The sequence below is a fragment of the Psychrobacter sp. AOP5-GZ1-6 genome (assembly GCF_052376345.1).
Taxonomy (GTDB): Bacteria; Pseudomonadota; Gammaproteobacteria; order Pseudomonadales; family Moraxellaceae; genus Psychrobacter.
Window position 1 is genome coordinate 1 of the sequence record NZ_JBQSVP010000069.1, and the last position, 15,691, is coordinate 15,691.

General features: G+C 42.6%; 16 protein-coding genes. 9 read left to right on the forward strand and 7 right to left on the reverse strand.

Annotated elements, in window-relative coordinates; translation table 11 throughout:
- The first annotated feature begins 60 nt into the window (after window positions 1–60).
- From lysA to ACT3RN_RS09820, 3 genes are all read left to right on the forward strand, one after another.
- Window positions 61–1,389: a diaminopimelate decarboxylase gene (gene lysA, locus ACT3RN_RS09810; protein ID WP_225739215.1), complete on the forward strand. Its 1,329-nt coding sequence runs from the start codon at window positions 61–63 to the stop codon at window positions 1,387–1,389.
- A gap of 165 nt (window positions 1,390–1,554) precedes the next feature.
- Window positions 1,555–2,442: a diaminopimelate epimerase gene (gene dapF / locus ACT3RN_RS09815; RefSeq protein WP_192519791.1), complete on the forward strand. Its 888-nt coding sequence runs from the start codon at window positions 1,555–1,557 to the stop codon at window positions 2,440–2,442.
- Window positions 2,443–2,521: 79 nt separating this feature from the next.
- On the forward strand, window positions 2,522–3,553 hold the full coding sequence (locus tag ACT3RN_RS09820; RefSeq protein WP_413038456.1) for a tyrosine recombinase XerC: 1,032 nt from the start codon (window positions 2,522–2,524) through the stop codon (window positions 3,551–3,553).
- 7 nt (window positions 3,554–3,560) lie between these two features.
- Here the strand turns inward: ACT3RN_RS09820 and ACT3RN_RS09825 are convergent, their stop codons facing one another.
- Window positions 3,561–4,457, reverse strand: coding sequence for a nitrilase-related carbon-nitrogen hydrolase (locus ACT3RN_RS09825; RefSeq protein ID WP_192519793.1), 897 nt, complete (start codon window positions 4,455–4,457; stop codon window positions 3,561–3,563).
- Between the two features lie 456 nt (window positions 4,458–4,913).
- On the opposite strand from ACT3RN_RS09825, the gene rpoN reads away from it, so the two are divergent.
- Both rpoN and hpf read left to right on the forward strand, forming a co-directional pair.
- Window positions 4,914–6,554 (forward strand): RNA polymerase factor sigma-54, encoded by a 1,641-nt coding sequence (gene rpoN, locus ACT3RN_RS09830; RefSeq protein ID WP_192519794.1) that lies wholly within the window; start codon window positions 4,914–4,916, stop codon window positions 6,552–6,554.
- Between the two features lie 438 nt (window positions 6,555–6,992).
- On the forward strand, window positions 6,993–7,373 hold the full coding sequence (hpf, locus tag ACT3RN_RS09835) for a ribosome hibernation-promoting factor, HPF/YfiA family (protein ID WP_192519795.1): 381 nt from the start codon (window positions 6,993–6,995) through the stop codon (window positions 7,371–7,373).
- A 224-nt stretch (window positions 7,374–7,597) separates the two neighbouring features.
- Here the strand turns inward: hpf and thiS are convergent, their stop codons facing one another.
- The 4 genes from thiS to ACT3RN_RS09855 all read right to left on the reverse strand — a co-directional run bounded on the left by thiS (window position 7,598) and on the right by ACT3RN_RS09855 (window position 9,836).
- Window positions 7,598–7,798, reverse strand: a complete 201-nt coding sequence (gene thiS, locus ACT3RN_RS09840) for a sulfur carrier protein ThiS (protein ID WP_192519796.1) — start codon at window positions 7,796–7,798, stop codon at window positions 7,598–7,600.
- Window positions 7,799–7,882: 84 nt separating this feature from the next.
- The gene (locus ACT3RN_RS09845) at window positions 7,883–8,260 is read right to left on the reverse strand and encodes a DUF423 domain-containing protein (protein ID WP_192519797.1); all 378 of its coding nucleotides are present in this window, start codon (window positions 8,258–8,260) and stop codon (window positions 7,883–7,885) included.
- 46 nt (window positions 8,261–8,306) lie between these two features.
- A complete protein-coding gene (gene rpoH, locus ACT3RN_RS09850; RefSeq protein ID WP_225739217.1) occupies window positions 8,307–9,170 on the reverse strand; it encodes an RNA polymerase sigma factor RpoH in 864 nt (287 codons plus the stop codon).
- 228 nt (window positions 9,171–9,398) lie between these two features.
- Window positions 9,399–9,836, reverse strand: coding sequence for a sulfurtransferase TusA family protein (locus tag ACT3RN_RS09855; RefSeq protein WP_192519799.1), 438 nt, complete (start codon window positions 9,834–9,836; stop codon window positions 9,399–9,401).
- 348 nt (window positions 9,837–10,184) lie between these two features.
- Here ACT3RN_RS09855 and ACT3RN_RS09860 point away from each other — a divergent pair, with 348 nt between their 5' ends.
- Window positions 10,185–11,897, forward strand: coding sequence for a M48 family metalloprotease (locus tag ACT3RN_RS09860; protein ID WP_225739216.1), 1,713 nt, complete (start codon window positions 10,185–10,187; stop codon window positions 11,895–11,897).
- A gap of 47 nt (window positions 11,898–11,944) precedes the next feature.
- On the opposite strand, the gene ACT3RN_RS09865 is transcribed toward ACT3RN_RS09860, so the two are convergent.
- A complete protein-coding gene (locus ACT3RN_RS09865) occupies window positions 11,945–12,397 on the reverse strand; it encodes a GatB/YqeY domain-containing protein (protein ID WP_192519800.1) in 453 nt (150 codons plus the stop codon).
- A 121-nt stretch (window positions 12,398–12,518) separates the two neighbouring features.
- Window positions 12,519–12,734: a 30S ribosomal protein S21 gene (gene rpsU / locus ACT3RN_RS09870; protein WP_010195908.1), complete on the reverse strand. Its 216-nt coding sequence runs from the start codon at window positions 12,732–12,734 to the stop codon at window positions 12,519–12,521.
- Between the two features lie 408 nt (window positions 12,735–13,142).
- On the opposite strand from rpsU, the gene ACT3RN_RS09875 reads away from it, so the two are divergent.
- The 3 genes from ACT3RN_RS09875 to tsaD all read left to right on the forward strand — a co-directional run bounded on the left by ACT3RN_RS09875 (window position 13,143) and on the right by tsaD (window position 15,640).
- Entirely contained in the window at window positions 13,143–13,511 is a 369-nt protein-coding gene (locus ACT3RN_RS09875) for a hypothetical protein (RefSeq protein ID WP_192519801.1), read from the forward strand.
- A gap of 160 nt (window positions 13,512–13,671) precedes the next feature.
- Window positions 13,672–14,217 carry a c-type cytochrome gene (locus tag ACT3RN_RS09880; RefSeq protein WP_192519802.1) on the forward strand — a complete coding sequence of 182 codons (546 nt, stop codon included), beginning with the start codon at window positions 13,672–13,674 and terminating at the stop codon, window positions 14,215–14,217.
- Window positions 14,218–14,581: 364 nt separating this feature from the next.
- Window positions 14,582–15,640, forward strand: coding sequence for a tRNA (adenosine(37)-N6)-threonylcarbamoyltransferase complex transferase subunit TsaD (gene tsaD / locus ACT3RN_RS09885; protein ID WP_192518171.1), 1,059 nt, complete (start codon window positions 14,582–14,584; stop codon window positions 15,638–15,640).
- Window positions 15,641–15,691: the final 51 nt, after the last annotated feature.

Here is a 15,691-nt window from a genome sequence, read left to right on the forward strand (position 1 = left end):
GTGGATTTTGCCCAAAAATTCTGACAAATTTTATCTGATTGAATGAGAGACATAACTATAATGACGACAATAACCACCCAAACAGAACAGGGTTTATATATCAATCCTGAAGCCTTAACTGCTCATTTGCCAGCACTGCATTACCATAACGGTCGATTACATATGGAGCAGGTTAATGTTGATGACGTAGTCAAGCATTATGGCACGCCATGTTATGTTTATTCAAAACAGGCGATATTGGATGTTTATCAGGCTTATACTGATAGCTTTTCTAGCTTGCCGCACCAGGTTTGCTACGCTGTCAAAGCGAATTCTAACCTTGCGGTGCTTGGAGTGCTTGCGCAAGCAGGAGCAGGGTTTGATATTGTCTCACGTGGTGAGTTAATGCGAGTATTGGCGGCAGGTGGGGATGCTGCCCGCGTTGTATTCTCAGGTGTTGGTAAGACGTGTGATGATATTGAATATGCACTGAATCAAGGTATTGGTTGTTTCAACGTTGAGTCCATTAGTGAGCTTTCTTTAATTAATGAGGTAGCACAGCAGCTTGATAAACCAGCGCCGATTTCACTACGGGTAAATCCAAACGTAGATGCCAAGACCCATCCTTATATTTCAACGGGTTTAAAAGACAATAAATTTGGTATCGCACACGAAGATGCAGTGGCTGTCTATGAGCAAGCTGCGACATTGTCACATATCGATATTGTCGGTATCGACTGTCATATTGGCTCGCAACTGACGGAAGTAGAGCCATTCGTGGCGGCATTGGACAAAGTGATTGAGCTGGTACATAGCCTACGTGAGAAAGGTATTGAGCTACGTCATATCGATTTGGGTGGCGGTCTTGGCGTGCGCTATATCGATGAGACGCCCGTATCTATGGATGAGTTTGCTGCTGCGTTATTACCAAAGCTAAGCGAGCTTGGTTTAACGGTATTCTTTGAGCCGGGCCGCAGTATCGTGGCCAATGCAGGAGTGCTATTGACTCGAGTTGATGTGCTAAAGCCAACCGAACATAAAAACTTTGCTATCGTTGATGCGGCGATGAATGACTTGATTCGTCCAGCATTGTATCAGGCAGAGATGGCAGTGATTCCAGGCGTCTTGCCTAGCGACGGTATCGATACTGCTGGTACACAGCCATGGGATATGGTTGGCGCGATTTGTGAAACGGGTGATTTCTTAGCAAAAGATCGTTTATTGTCATTGGCAGTAGGAGATACGTTAGCAGTTACAGGCGCTGGTGCTTATGGCTTTACCATGAGTAGCAACTATAATTCGCGTCCCCGTGCTAGCGAAGTGATGGTAGCTGATAATCGTCATCAACTGATTCGTCAGCGTGAAACGATTGAGTCACTATATGAAAATGAAACGTTGTGGCAGTCTTAATAGACTTACCTAGCGTTCATTAGGTCTTAGTTGCGACAGAAAACCCATTATTGAAATAACAATGGGTTTTTTTATGACAAAATTTGATAGCAGTGATAGTTATGAATGTATCTGACAGCGTGCTAATATAAGCCATACATAAAAATAGGATAGGATATCAAAGGTATGCTAATAGAATTTACTAAGATGCATGGTCTAGGCAATGATTTTATGGTCATCGATTTGGTGACCCAGCGCTTAGAATTAACCAAGGATTTGGTACAGTTATTGGGAGATCGTCATTTAGGTATTGGCTTTGACCAGCTGCTAGTCGTTGAGCCACCTATGCGTCCGGATGTTGATTTTAGTTATCGTATTTTTAATACTGATGGTACAGAGGTTGAGCAGTGTGGTAATGGTGCACGATGTTTTGCTCGTTTTGTCCAAGCACGTAAACTGTCATTTAAACAGCGTCTACGTGTTGAGACTGCTAGCGGTATTATCACGCTGACTACAGATCGTTATGGTTGGGTAGAGGTCGATATGGGCAAGCCCAAATTTGAGCCGGATGAGATTCCATTTAGCCCGAGAGCCACTACCAAAATCCAAAACGCCTACCACCTAGATGTAAATGGCACACCTGTACAGCTCTATGTTGCCAATATGGGTAATCCTCATGCGGTTATCAAGGTCGATGATGTGCTTGATGCTGAGGTCGAAACCTTGGGCAAAGCCATTGAGTCACATCCGGCTTTTCCAGATCATGTAAACGTCGGCTTTATGCAGATTATGAATCAGCGTCATATTCGCCTGCGAGTTTATGAGCGCGGCGTCGGTGAAACCCAAGCTTGCGGTACAGGCGCTTGTGCTGCAGTGGCTGTTGGTATACGTGAAGGCTGGTTGGATGAAGGGGAAGAAGTACGCGCACAGCTCTATGGTGGCAGTATGATTATCAAATGGCAGCCAGGTTATTCAGTCATGATGACTGGCCCAACGGCCTTTGTCTATGAAGGTGTCTTTAGTCCAGATGGATTAATGGCACAAGCAGGTATCAAACCTAATTCAGAAGGCTAATGGAATTTTGGTTCATGCACAACGATAAGCGGCTCATATTAACTGCTAGGTACATACGATGGTCGTCTCTAATAGAGCTATGTCAAACAAAAATAGTCAGCGCCTGCCTGTATCAGAGTCAGAAGCATGGTTGTCAGATACACAAGCAGCCACTATAGAAGCAGATGCCGCGTTAAGGGAGTTGTTGTCAGATGTGCATCGTTGGCTAAACACTTTATCAGTGCGTAATCACTCGCGGCATACTTTAACGGCTTATTTTTCTGGATTAAACCAACTGGCGCTATTTTTGCGAGGTAAGTGCTTGACGTGGACGCGTTGTGATAAGCGCCAATTAGCCCAACATATCAGCCAACGCCTCGATGAAGATAAGCTTGCGCTTGCCAGTGTGCAGCAAGAGTTATCAGCTATTCGCCATTTTTATGGTTGGTTGATTGAAGAGGGACTGGCACGTATCAATCCAACGACAGGCTATCAGCTGAAACGTAGCCCTCGACCGCTACCGTCTATCGCTGATGTGGACTTACTCACTCAATTACTTGATCAAGAGATACCAGATTCTCCGGAACAAGCGCGTTTATGGTTACGTGATAAAGCCATGTTTGAGCTGCTTTACAGTAGTGGCTTGCGTGTTGGTGAGCTGGTTGCGCTAGATATGGCCGATGTGGACCTGTCAGAGTTACGGGTACGTGTGACAGGTAAAGGTAACAAAACACGCTTAGTACCTTTAGGTATAAAGGCTGCAGAGGCTATAACGCGCTATCTGCCGCATCGTAATCTGTGGGTCGAGCAGATGGACACAGCTTTGTTTATCAGCGAAAAGTTAGGCACACGTTTGTCAACGCGAGCGGTGCAGCAACGATTAAAGGTAGCTGCAACACGGGCAGGTATTGCTCAAAATATGTATCCGCATTTGTTGCGACATTGCTTTGCCTCACATATGCTATCAGGTAGTGGCGACTTGCGAGCGGTACAGGAAATGCTCGGTCATAGTGATATCAGCACCACGCAAATTTATACCCATGTTGATTTTGCTAAACTGACACAGGTCTACGATCGCGCTCATCCCCGAGCTACTCATGTGCAAAATGACAGTGATTCAAACTCGAGCTAAGTATCGGTTACGCCAAACGATGGCAGTCAAAGATGGGCATTTTTTGTCGCCCTTGCAGTTGTGTTGGTTTGTCTAGTGATGCCAATACCAAAGCATAATGCTGTTTTTCTTCGTTATTAGCGGTATCATTCAGCTCGCTGTCATCGTAGCTGTTTATGATGGTACCATCGTAAGCAGCAATCGTACTATGCCCCCACGTTTGGCGAATATCCCCATTTTTATAAACATGATCACCGCCCTGTGCCGCACCGATGACCATGCATTGGCTGTCTAGAGCACGTGCCCGCAACAATAAAGACCAATGCGCCTGGCCTGTTAGATAAGTAAATGCGGCAGGCGCGCTCAATATATCTGCACCTGCTTGCCTTAGACGTTGCGCCAATGCTGGAAAACGTAAATCAAAGCACACCATCATGCCTAGATGGTAAATTTCATTGTTTGCTTCGAGCGGTACAGTCACTGTTTGTGTGCCTGGCTCAAAAGTTGCGGCTTCATTATAGCTGCCTTGCTTATCTGCCACGGTTGCTGTGAATAAATGAATCTTGTCATAACGCGCCACTTGCTTACCGTCAGGAGCAAACAGTTGACTGACTTGGCGCAATCTACCATCTGGTACGATCATGCCATCTGGACGATAAAGGCAAGGTAGTGAGCCTACCAATACATACATACCGTAAGTGTGCGCATATCCAGCGATGGTTGCTGATAGTTCATCGAAACGCTCTGCGGTAGAAAACTGCTGTCCCATACTACAGCAGTTTTCTGGTAGAACAACAAGTTGAGCACCTTGCGCACGTGCTTCGATAATGGCAGCTTTGATATCATTGAGGTTTTTTTCAATATTTTGCTGGCTATTCATCTGAATGGCAGCGGTTAGCAATGGATTGTTTGTTTTGCTATTCATAGTAGTGTTCTCAGTGAGTTTTGAGACTTGTTTATTCAAATTTAATATTTAACAGACCCTGATATTATTCATCATACCTAGAGCTTGTCCTCAATCTAAAGAATAAACTGTAGATGGGCTAAAATTGCCAATATATTCATATTCACAGTAGGCTTTTCTTTGTTAATCTACCATTTTTCTCATTTCAGCTCAGTTAAATGATTATTGCTTGGGTTAAAAGCATGCTCCAGTTAGACGCACAGTTTTCATATCAATTATTTAGTAATTTATGCTGAAATGCTAAGATTTACATAGTTTTATGACAGAAAAGTAATAAATGTATCTGAACAGAGTATAAATTATCATAGCAAGATTGCATCAAAAAATGCTATCGTCATGTCCTAATAACGTTAAACTACTCGTTTAACCAAATATATATAGAATAATATTTTACTATCGGAGTGTAATAAGCCGCCCATGAGTATGTCGTTTGGATTGGCAACCACGCTGAGTACCTCACAGAAACTAACCCCTCAGATGCAGCAAGCTATTAAATTGCTGCAGCTCTCTAGTCTTGAGCTCGCACAAGAGGTTCAGGCCAAGCTGGATAGTAATCCATTGCTTGAACGTGTCGAAGATGATGAAGATGAGTACGATCATAGTGGCGATGATACTATCGATGAGCTGAATGAGCCATTGACGTTAGATAGCTGGAATCAAAATTCGGATGCTGATTCATCGACTGCTAACTCTGAGTATGATGAGGGGTTTAGTGATAGCTTTGATAAACTACAGCAAGTAAATATCGATGATGGTGCGGTAGACAATCATACTATGGATAGCGATGATTACAGTAGTTTTAATAGCGCTGATAGTGGTAATCATGCATCAGTGGCTACCAATACGGGTAACAAAAGCGATGAAGACTTTGATAGCTATCAAGGTGGTACGTCTGCCACTATCCAAGATCATGTGCGTTGGCAGCTAAATTTTAAACACCTTTCAGAAGCGGATATGGTGATCGCTACGTATCTAATAGATTCTATGGATGATATGGGGTTTATTCGGCTAGATGTTGATGAGTTTCTACAAAGTTTAGATACCATGGCAAGCTTTTATCAATGGGATGAGTGTGTTGAGAAAGATGAAATAATGGCCGTATTACGCATTATTCAATCTTGTGACCCGCTGGGTGTTGGTGCACGAAGTTTGAGTGAATGTCTCGCTATTCAGTTATCCAAGCTTAATACCGATACAGAATATTTAATAGAAGCCCAAGCGCTATTATCAGCTAGTGATCATTTAGTCAGTAATAATATCAAAGCACTTACTGAGCAGACAGGGCTCGCGGCTGAAAAAATCACACCTGCATTAAATCTATTACGCAGCTTAAACCCTTCGCCAGGCTTATTGTTTCAGAGTAGTCAACCAGATTATGTGCGTGAAACAGACAGCTACGACATTCCTGATGTATTGGTTACACCTGTTCGTCATCAAACGAGTGATAATAATTTAGAATCTGATGTACAGGATGATGCTTGGTATGTGCGTCTCAACCCCGACACATTGCCAAAGTTACGGGTCAATCAAGAATACGCCAATTTAGTTAAGCGTGGTGACGACAGTCCTGATAATCAATATTTACGCGAAAACCTCACTGATGCGCGTTTGTTCATTCGTAGTATCGAAGAGCGTAATCAGAACTTGCTAAAAGTGGCAACCAGTATTGTCCGTTATCAGCAAGAGTTTCTGTTACATGGTGCTACGGCAATGCAACCGCTGATACTAAAGGTTATCGCAGAAGAAGTTGATTTGCATGAATCTACGGTATCGCGTCTAACTACTAGCAAAACAATTTTGACACCACAAGGATTGTTTTCACTAAAACACTTCTTCTCATCACATGTCAGTAGTAATGACGGTGACATATCTTCAACGGCTATTAGCGCCATGATTAAGCAGCTTATAGCCGATGAAAATCCGAAAAAGCCATTATCAGACAGTCGTATCAAGGACAGTTTATTAGCGGAGGGTATCGATATCGCTAGAAGAACAGTGGCTAAATATCGTGAAGCGATGAATATTGGTTCATCTACCCAGCGCAAACAAAAATATTAAGGCGTGTTGTATGTTTGACAATAGCACTGATAGTACCTATTTATGAATGCTCAGCACACTTTAAGTGATGTTATTCAAAAAGTTGTGAGTAATGTCATACAATGGTCTTTTATGGCTTAATTCAAATATAAAAAATAAAATTTTTTGATTATATAGAAACATGATAGAAACAACAGGTTTTATTACATTTAATTACAATATAGTGTCTTGCTACTATTCAATTTTCATGACAAATTAGAGTCATACCAACAACGAAATCTAAATATCGATTTAGCCTATTTATAGCAGCAATCAGAGAGATGATGAAAGGATACATTAGCATTTGATTACATGCATTGACTATCAAAGGCGATAGATTAGCGGTTGGTAAAGCAGGGTGATAAAGGCAGGAATGCTATTTCATCTGTTGATTGTTAGTACAAACAAAAGGACAATAATATGAATGTTTCTATCAGTGGTCACCATATCAGTGTTACCGAAGCTATGGATAAAGCGGTGCGTGAAAAGCTTGAGAAAGTAGAACGACACTTTGATCAGATACAAAGTATTAAAGTGATATTATCGTTGGATAACAATGGTTCTAGCGATGGTGGTAAAAAAAGCCATAAAGCTGAAGCGATAATGAGAGTCTCAGGTCAAGAAATGTTTGTCCAATCGTGTGAAGATGATATGTATAAAGCCATTAATGACATGGCAGACAAACTTGATAGACAAGTACGTAAATATAAAACCCGCCAAGATCGTAAAAAGACTCAGGGTGCTGGACGTGACGACCGCTATGACGATCTCACAGCTGCCGACGTGGTACCTGCAGTATAATGCAATGAGTTTTAGTACTGAGTGTTAGTGTTTTTCAGATTTAACGAGTATTGGCTGATTCAATAACAACAGGTAAGATAATAAAGAGGACATCTGGCCCATATAGTTAAAACTTGATTCTACTAAATTGGCATGATAATACAAAAAAGGAAAAAGGCCTCAACGTATGATACGTTTGAGGCCTTTTCTATTATCAAGTATTTATACTGAGCTTGTTATAATGACTAGCCGCCACCAACGGCTTGTACTACCTCGATGTCCATTCCTTCCACGATACGTAGATGACCAAGCTCACTTTTGGGGATAAGCTCACCGTCGATTTCTACCGCATAACGCCCTTGGCTAAGTCCAAGTTCATTGATAACCAATTGCACAGTCTGGTGGGTAGTTTGCAATGTCTTACCATTGACACTAATGGTACTCATAAAAAACACTCCTTAATGGTTTCGTATTACTGCTATCAGCATAATGATTCTTCACATTGTCTGTTATCTATTTTATATGAGTGTCTATTTGGCTGCTGAATCATGTATTTTGAATGCTGATAGTGCTAGCCATAGCCAACCGATAATCATTAATACACCACCGATAGGTGTAATAGCTCCGAACCACAGTGGCGCCCCAAGTGTCATTGCATAAAGACTGCCCGAAAATATGATAATACCGATCTGTAGTAGCCATGCCGTTGTCTGAGTGATGTATTTGAGACGAATCAGCAGACCAACCAGCAGCAATCCAAGTGTATGGATAAATAAATATAAGGTCGCCGTGTGCCACCATTCTAGCTGTTGAGCACTGGCAATGTTTTTGAGGCCATGCGCGCCGAATGCACCTAGGGCGACGGCGACAGCCATATTGATCGCTGCAATACCTATCCAATTTAGCATGTTGAATTCATCTTATCTAAAAGCTATCACGACTAAAAGGCAGCTGTTATTGAATGTCATCTGGCAAGATGACGCTATCAATGGTCATTGCATCGCGAATCTTATCCATGGCATTTTTTTCGATTTGGCGGACACGCTCTGCAGAGATAGAGTAGACGGCTGCTAGCTCATGCAAGGTAGATTTTTGCTCAGAGAGCCAGCGCTGTTCGACGATATCGCGAGAACGGTCATCGAGAGTATCCATCGCTGCGATTAAGGCAGAGGAGTTATTCTCTTCCCAGTCTGATTCTTCTAACTGCTCAGCAGGATCGATGCCATCTTCTAAAAATAGCTGCGGTGCATAACGTCCATCGTCATCATCACTAGATTGCGCTTCAAATGATGCATCATAAGATGTGAGCCGTGACTCCATCTCTAGTACTTGTTTACGCGTGACATTGAGATCTTTTGCAATAGCATCAGCTTCTTCTAGAGTCAGCTGATTGTTGGTCTTTTTGAGACTACGCAAATTAAAGAACAGTTTGCGATGTGCTTTGGTGGTCGCAACTTTTACGATCCGCCAGTTTCGAATCACAAATTCATGAATCTCCGCCTTAATCCAATGTACAGCAAAGGATACCAAACGTACGCCTTTGTTGGGGTCAAAGCGTTTTACGGCTTTCATTAGACCTAGGTTGCCTTCTTGAATCAAGTCGGCTTGTGGTAAGCCATAACCGGAGTAACTGCGCGCAATGTGAATCACAAAGCGTAGATGTGACATCACAAGTAATCGTGCTGCTTCCACATCACCGTCATCATAGTAGCGATGCGCTAGCTCTTGCTCTTGTACTGGTGTCAAAATAGGAATTTGATGGACGGTATTGATATAAGCACCGAGATTGACCCCAGGTGCAGATAAATGGGTTGGCATCGCAGGTACTAAGTCACGGGTACTGGTATCACCTAGCGCATTCGCATCATAAGGTGGTCGTTGTGCGGCAGCTTTTAGCGCTGCATCACGTGCTTCGTTTATTACCGGTGCTGCCTCATCTTTTGTAGCATCATTAGAAGTATTAGCCATATTCTTGACCTTATTAAATAGTGACGCAAATAGTCATATAAAAATATTTATAGTTGTAATTGTAAAGGATAGCGACACTTAGTTGCTATCAGTTTTAGTAATGATGAAGTGATATATTGTATCGAAACGCTGTGATGATATGCTATTAGTTGTCTGTTGGTGGGTGACGCTATTAATAATCAATAGCAGCTGAGTTTGACGACAAAAAGCAGTGATATCAGCTTGTGAGTTGGCATCGGTGGCGACGACATATAGTGAGTCACCATTTGCGACATCACGTAATGCCACTTTGGTTTTTAATAACGGCATCGGACAAGCAAGTCCGCGGCCATCGACGAAGCGAGTAATATTAATGCTAAGTGGTCTTATCTCTGCATTCTGGTTTAAAGCACTGTTATCTGCTTTCAATAAGGCTAAAAGTTGATTGATCTCTTGTTGATCAGCACTAGAGATTTTTTCTGATAATCTTATAGCGTCATGTGTATGGAGGATGGTGGACTGACTATCAGCAGACATAAAACAACCTTTATAAAGACCAATACTTTAATTGGCACTATTTTTATGGTAAATAATAGTTGGTTTTAGAATATTGTTAATTTTAAGGTTTTGTTATGGAGTGCCTTGTGCTCAATAGCAACCCAAACCTATTGTTTAAGTTGCTATTATAGCAAATAGCCAAGGTATCAGTGCAGTTGAATATAATCAACATCGTATTCGGTTCGTTAGAATCACACAATGATGTTGCACGATAGTGACACACCGCTTAGTTATTGGTAGTCGAAAACATACTAGAATTGACCTTGTATCAACAAGCTCGTATAGTCGACAAAACATGGTTCATACTCACTTGTATAGGATAAGTATTTGTATCACTCTAATAGACAGTCGATGTTTGGTAGTACCAGCATCCGTTCATCGAATATACACAAGTCAAACCAACATGTGCTCTGCTTCATGTCGCTTTTTTGTGGACGAAAAAAAACGATGCTGTCTATAGCGGTATCAAGTGCTTTTGCATCAGGAGTTGCAGCGGCATTATTGATGGCCATACCCGCTGCGGCCAATAGTATTGACTGGAGTGGTAGCAGTAATCAAACAGAGTCAACCAATTATAATTCGTGGCAGCCTGCAAAAACCGACACACTAAGTCTACCTAGCTTGCGTGGTCAAGGCTTGAGCTTCGCTGAACAATATCAAAATAAATTGCTTGGTGAGTGGTCGCTACGAAATGTCAATGGTAGCATTAAGATGGAGCATGACCCTTGGATTCAAGAAACGCTCAAAGACATGACGTGGCGTCTTAATGCTCAAGCGCGGCAACAAGCACTAATGGGCTTGGTGATTATTGATAGCCCTAGTATTAATGCCTTTGCGGCACCAGGCGGTGTCATTGGAATCAATACAGGAACCATATTGGCAGCCAAAAGTATGGACGAGCTTGCCAGTGTGATAGCGCATGAAGTTGCGCATCTTAGCCAACATCATTATGAGAGTGGTGTCGATGACAGCAAAAAAGCATTACTGATGCAGGTAGGAGGTATGCTAGCGGCGATAGCAGCGTCAGCGGTCGATGGTGATGCAGCAGCAGCGGTGATGATGGGTAGCCAAACAGCGACGATGAATAGTAGCATGGCGTTTAGTCGCAGCAATGAGCGTGAGGCTGATCGGATAGGAATGCAAATCATGACTCACGCAGGTTATGATCCGAGAGCGATGCCGCGATTTTTTGCGACCATGAATCAACAAAGTCAGCTGAATCAATCCGAAAACCAGTTCTTACCAAGTTTTATACTCTCACATCCATTGACTAACGAGCGCTTGAGTGACTCACAAAGTCGCGCGCAGAGCTATCCGTCATTATCATTGAGCCAGCAGCAACGTCATCAAGCGTTGTTTGATCTGCTCTATTGGCGTGTACAAAGTATGGGTAAGCATGCTTCTAAGACAACATTGACCACTGCTGCCAATAATAGCGTTGGTGCTAAATTGGCATTGATGAATTGGTATGGTGAGCAGCAACGTTTTAAAGATGCCGAAAAAGTACTGAGTGAAATCAATGCATTGCCAGTGGAACAGCGTCAAAGGTTGGAGCCTTTGTTATCGATTACTCATAGCCAAGTATTGACAGAACAAGATAAGTGGTCAGAAGCCGCTGAGATTTTAGATGGGCAACATCGTCTTTATCCTGAGCGTCGTGATCTTCGGATTTATTTGGCCGAAGCGCTCACCAACAGCAACCAGCCAGCTAAAGCGCAAGCATTGCTCAAAACTTTGATAGAGCAGCAGCCAAGTGATCGCTATGCTTGGCAGAGTTTACAGCTGGCCAATGAGAAGTTAGCAAAAACGACTACATCACCACAATTAGCCAATATTGCGACAATCAATGCGTTGCGCTATCGGAGTCAGGATCAGCTATGGAGTAATCGCTATGAAAGCGCGCTAATATCACTCACACAAGCTAAGCAACTGGCAGAAAAACTACAAAATACCACGCAAGCAAATAGTGCACGCCCACTCTTGGCTAATATCAATGCAGAAATTAAGGCAGTAAAAACCGCCAAAGACTTTAAGCCTTAGGCGGTTATTTGTATCAAAATACCGATTAATCAATAATAGGTAACGAGCTATTTGCTTTGCAGTGCTTCTTTTACCAGTTTAGAGATGATAGCTGGATCAGCACGACCTGCGGTTTTATTCTTTAACACACCCATCACACTACCCATATCACGCATAGATGTTGCACCTTGCTCAGCGACTTCTGCTTGTACCAAGGCTGTAAGCTCCTCATTATCCATTTGTTTTGGCATAAACTCATTGATGATGTTGATTTCAAACTGCTCTTTGGCTGCTAAGTCGTCACGACTGTTTTCGGTAAAAATACCAAGCGACTCGTGTCGCTGTTTTAGCTGCTTTTGTAGTACTTCTAATACTTGGTCATCGTCAAGTTCTGTTTGACGATCAATCTCGATTTGCTTGATGACGGCTTGTATGTTACGCAATACTTTAACACGCTCAAGCTCACGAGCTTTCATGGATAATTTGATGCTATCCGATAAGTTTTGTTTAATTTGGCTCATTGTTATTATCCTTATTGGCTAAGTGTTAATCATAAAAATTGTAGCATAAAAAACGCCACTGATATCAATTGATAACAGTGGCGTTAGTGTAGCGCTTGTATTTAACTAATCGTAATATAGATTAGTACATACGAGTGGTACGAATAGTTTCGCGTTGTAGTTTTTTCTTATAACGCTTTACGGCAGCTGCTTTTTTACGCTTACGTACTTGCGTTGGTTTTTCATAAAACTCGCGCTTACGTACGTCTGATAATACACCAGCTTTTTCACAAGCACGCTTGAAACGACGGATAGCGATATCTACTGGTTCGTTTTCTTTAACCTTAACTGCAGGCATGAAGACTCCTTGATTAGGATGAGATATAAAGGCATTAGTTTGGCTGTGTATTAGTATTTAGCCGTGATATCTCAAGACCACAGGCATCAGCTCAAACTAGGATAATATTGCGCATGAGCACAAGGGCAGGTATTTTAATAAATAATATTAAAAAAGTCAATAAATTTAGTGTGTTAATCCATATTTATCATGCAAACTGCATGATGTGATGTTGAGATAAGGATAGGTTGTTGTGTGAACTATATATTTTAGCGAATATTGGATGTATACATAAATATCTTGCATAAAATTATCATGAATAAAAACCCTACTGTCTATAACGGTTTGGTTGGAGTTTATGCTATGATATTTTCCATATAGTAGTAAGCATATTAACCGTTTTGTGTGCATTTTATTGAGGATGTTTGAATGAAAAAGACAGTATTAAATACGGCGTTGAGTACAGCATTTATTGTCGCTTTTAGTTTTGGTGTTAGCGCTTGTGGTGGTCACGAAGAGGGCGAGTCACATGAAGTATTGGCAAAAGATCGCGTAGATGCTGCCTCAGCACTTGCTCGTGAAAATGCACCTGACGCTGAAGAGTTCGACTTTCCAGAAACCGCAGTCGCTCCAGTCGATGGTACAGAGGCAACAGACGAAGCAGGCGACACAGATGCCGCTACTGAAGCCACGACCGATGACAGTATAGACACTGATACCGATGCAGCGGCTGATACCGATGCTGCGGCTACGGATAGTACTGATATGGAAGCTGCGGACGCTGACACAGCGGAGTAAGTACTGATTTTATGGTTGTTGTGATTTCTACTAGCGCGTGTCCTCATTTTGAAAATATCGATAAAAATGAGAACACGCTATAGAAACAAGCCATAAATTAGCGCCACAATTTGAGGCAATGCGCAGCTGCTAGCACGAAATATTAGGTAAAGGTGTGACTATGATGAATAAACAACAGCGTATGAGCAAACTGACCGTCTCCGCCATTAGCATTAGTATGTTACTGGTATTGAGTGCTTGTAGCAGTGATGACGCCGACACTGAATCTCCTACGGCTGTTAATGAAACCACGACTAGTACTGCTGTAGCAGACACGCCAACAGCGGAGTCTGAAGTGGCTGAATCTGAAACTGCTGCGCCTGAATCTATACCTGAAGCAGACGCTGCTGAGTCGACTGTGACGACAGAAAAGTCAGAAGTAGAAGCATCAAAGCCAGAAGTGGCTGCTGAGCCTGAAGTATTGGCTGCTGACGCAGGTGCTAAGCTCTATGAGTCAAACTGTAAAGTGTGTCATGAGGCAGGTTTGCTTAATGCACCAAAATATGGTGATAAAGCCGCGTGGGCAGCACGTCTTAGCAAAGGTAAAGATACGCTGCATATACATTCAGCAAAAGGCTTTAAGAATATGCCAGCGCAAGTGACTGACAAGATAAGTGAAGCACAGGTCTATGCTGCTGTAGATTATATGATAGAAGCAGTCAGCTGATACTATATATAGAATATATTCGCCATTGAAATTTGCTAAAATAACCGTCATTGTGACTGACAATGGCGGTTTTTTAATGCGCGTTCTTTGTTATGTCAAAGCTAAAAATATAGTCAGCTGTGTCTAGGGCGTGCCCTAAGTCATTTGGTCTATCCAATGATTGAAACCTCCGTTTTTATGGCTACTCAAGCTTTAGCGCCAGCATATAGTGGAGTTCAAATAATTTCGATACAAGGAAATCGAGTGCAAGCTATACATTAGTATGGTCAGCGAGGATGACGATGTAGCGGATTTATATGGATTTGACTATAAAAAGACAAACATTGCAAAAGTAGCATAAAAATAAAAGCATAAAGGCAAAAATATGAAAGTGTTGGGTTTAGAGACCTCTTGTGATGAGACTGGTCTAGCGATTTTTGATAGCGAGCAGATGGCTAATGACAATCAAGGTTTGGTTGGGCAAGTGCTGTATTCACAAATAGAGCTGCATGCCCTCTATGGCGGCGTGGTACCTGAGCTTGCCAGTCGCGATCATATTCGCAAACTAGTGCCTTTGCTCAATGAGCTGTTAGAGCAGTGCGATATGAAAAAAAGCGAGATCGATGCGATTGCTTATACCAAAGGCCCAGGTCTCATTGGTGCGTTGATGACGGGCGCATTATTTGGACGCAGTTTGGCTTATGGTTTGGATATCCCAGCGATCGGCATTCATCATATGGAAGGGCATCTACTGGCACCGCTGATGGGTGCACACCCTCCTGCGTTTCCTTTTGTGTCGTTACTGGTCTCTGGTGGACATACGTTACTGATCGCTGCACGTGGGGTCGGGCAGTATGAGATATTAGGTGAATCGATAGATGATGCTGCCGGTGAGTGCTTTGATAAAGCGGCTAAGATGCTAGGCTTGCCTTATCCTGGTGGCCCCAATATCGCTAAATTGGCTGAGACAGGTAACCCTGATGCGTACCATCTGCCCAGACCGATGTTACATCGTGGTTTAGACTTTTCTTTTAGTGGTATGAAAACAGCCGTGCATAATCTCATCAAAGACACGCCACTATCAGGAGGGTCAGGTAATAGCTCTGATAGCGATCCACAAGTGCGAGCGGATATTGCTGCCAGTTTTCAACATGCAGTGGTCGATACATTGGTGAAAAAGTGCGTCAAAGCACTCAAGCAAGTTGATATGAGCCGACTGGTGATAGCAGGTGGTGTCAGCGCTAATACGCATTTGCGCACGACTTTAGAAGCTGAACTGGCAAAGATAAACGCGACGGTGCATTATGCACCACCTGCCTTGTGTACGGATAATGGGGCGATGATTGCTTATGCAGGTTATGAGCGCTTGCAGGCTGGGCAGTCTGATGAACTAGCCGTGAGCTGTGTGCCACGTTGGCCGATGACTGAGCTGCCTGCGGTATAAAAAGTATTTTATTCAACAAACTCTAACGTCTATCAAAAAAGCGAAATTCAC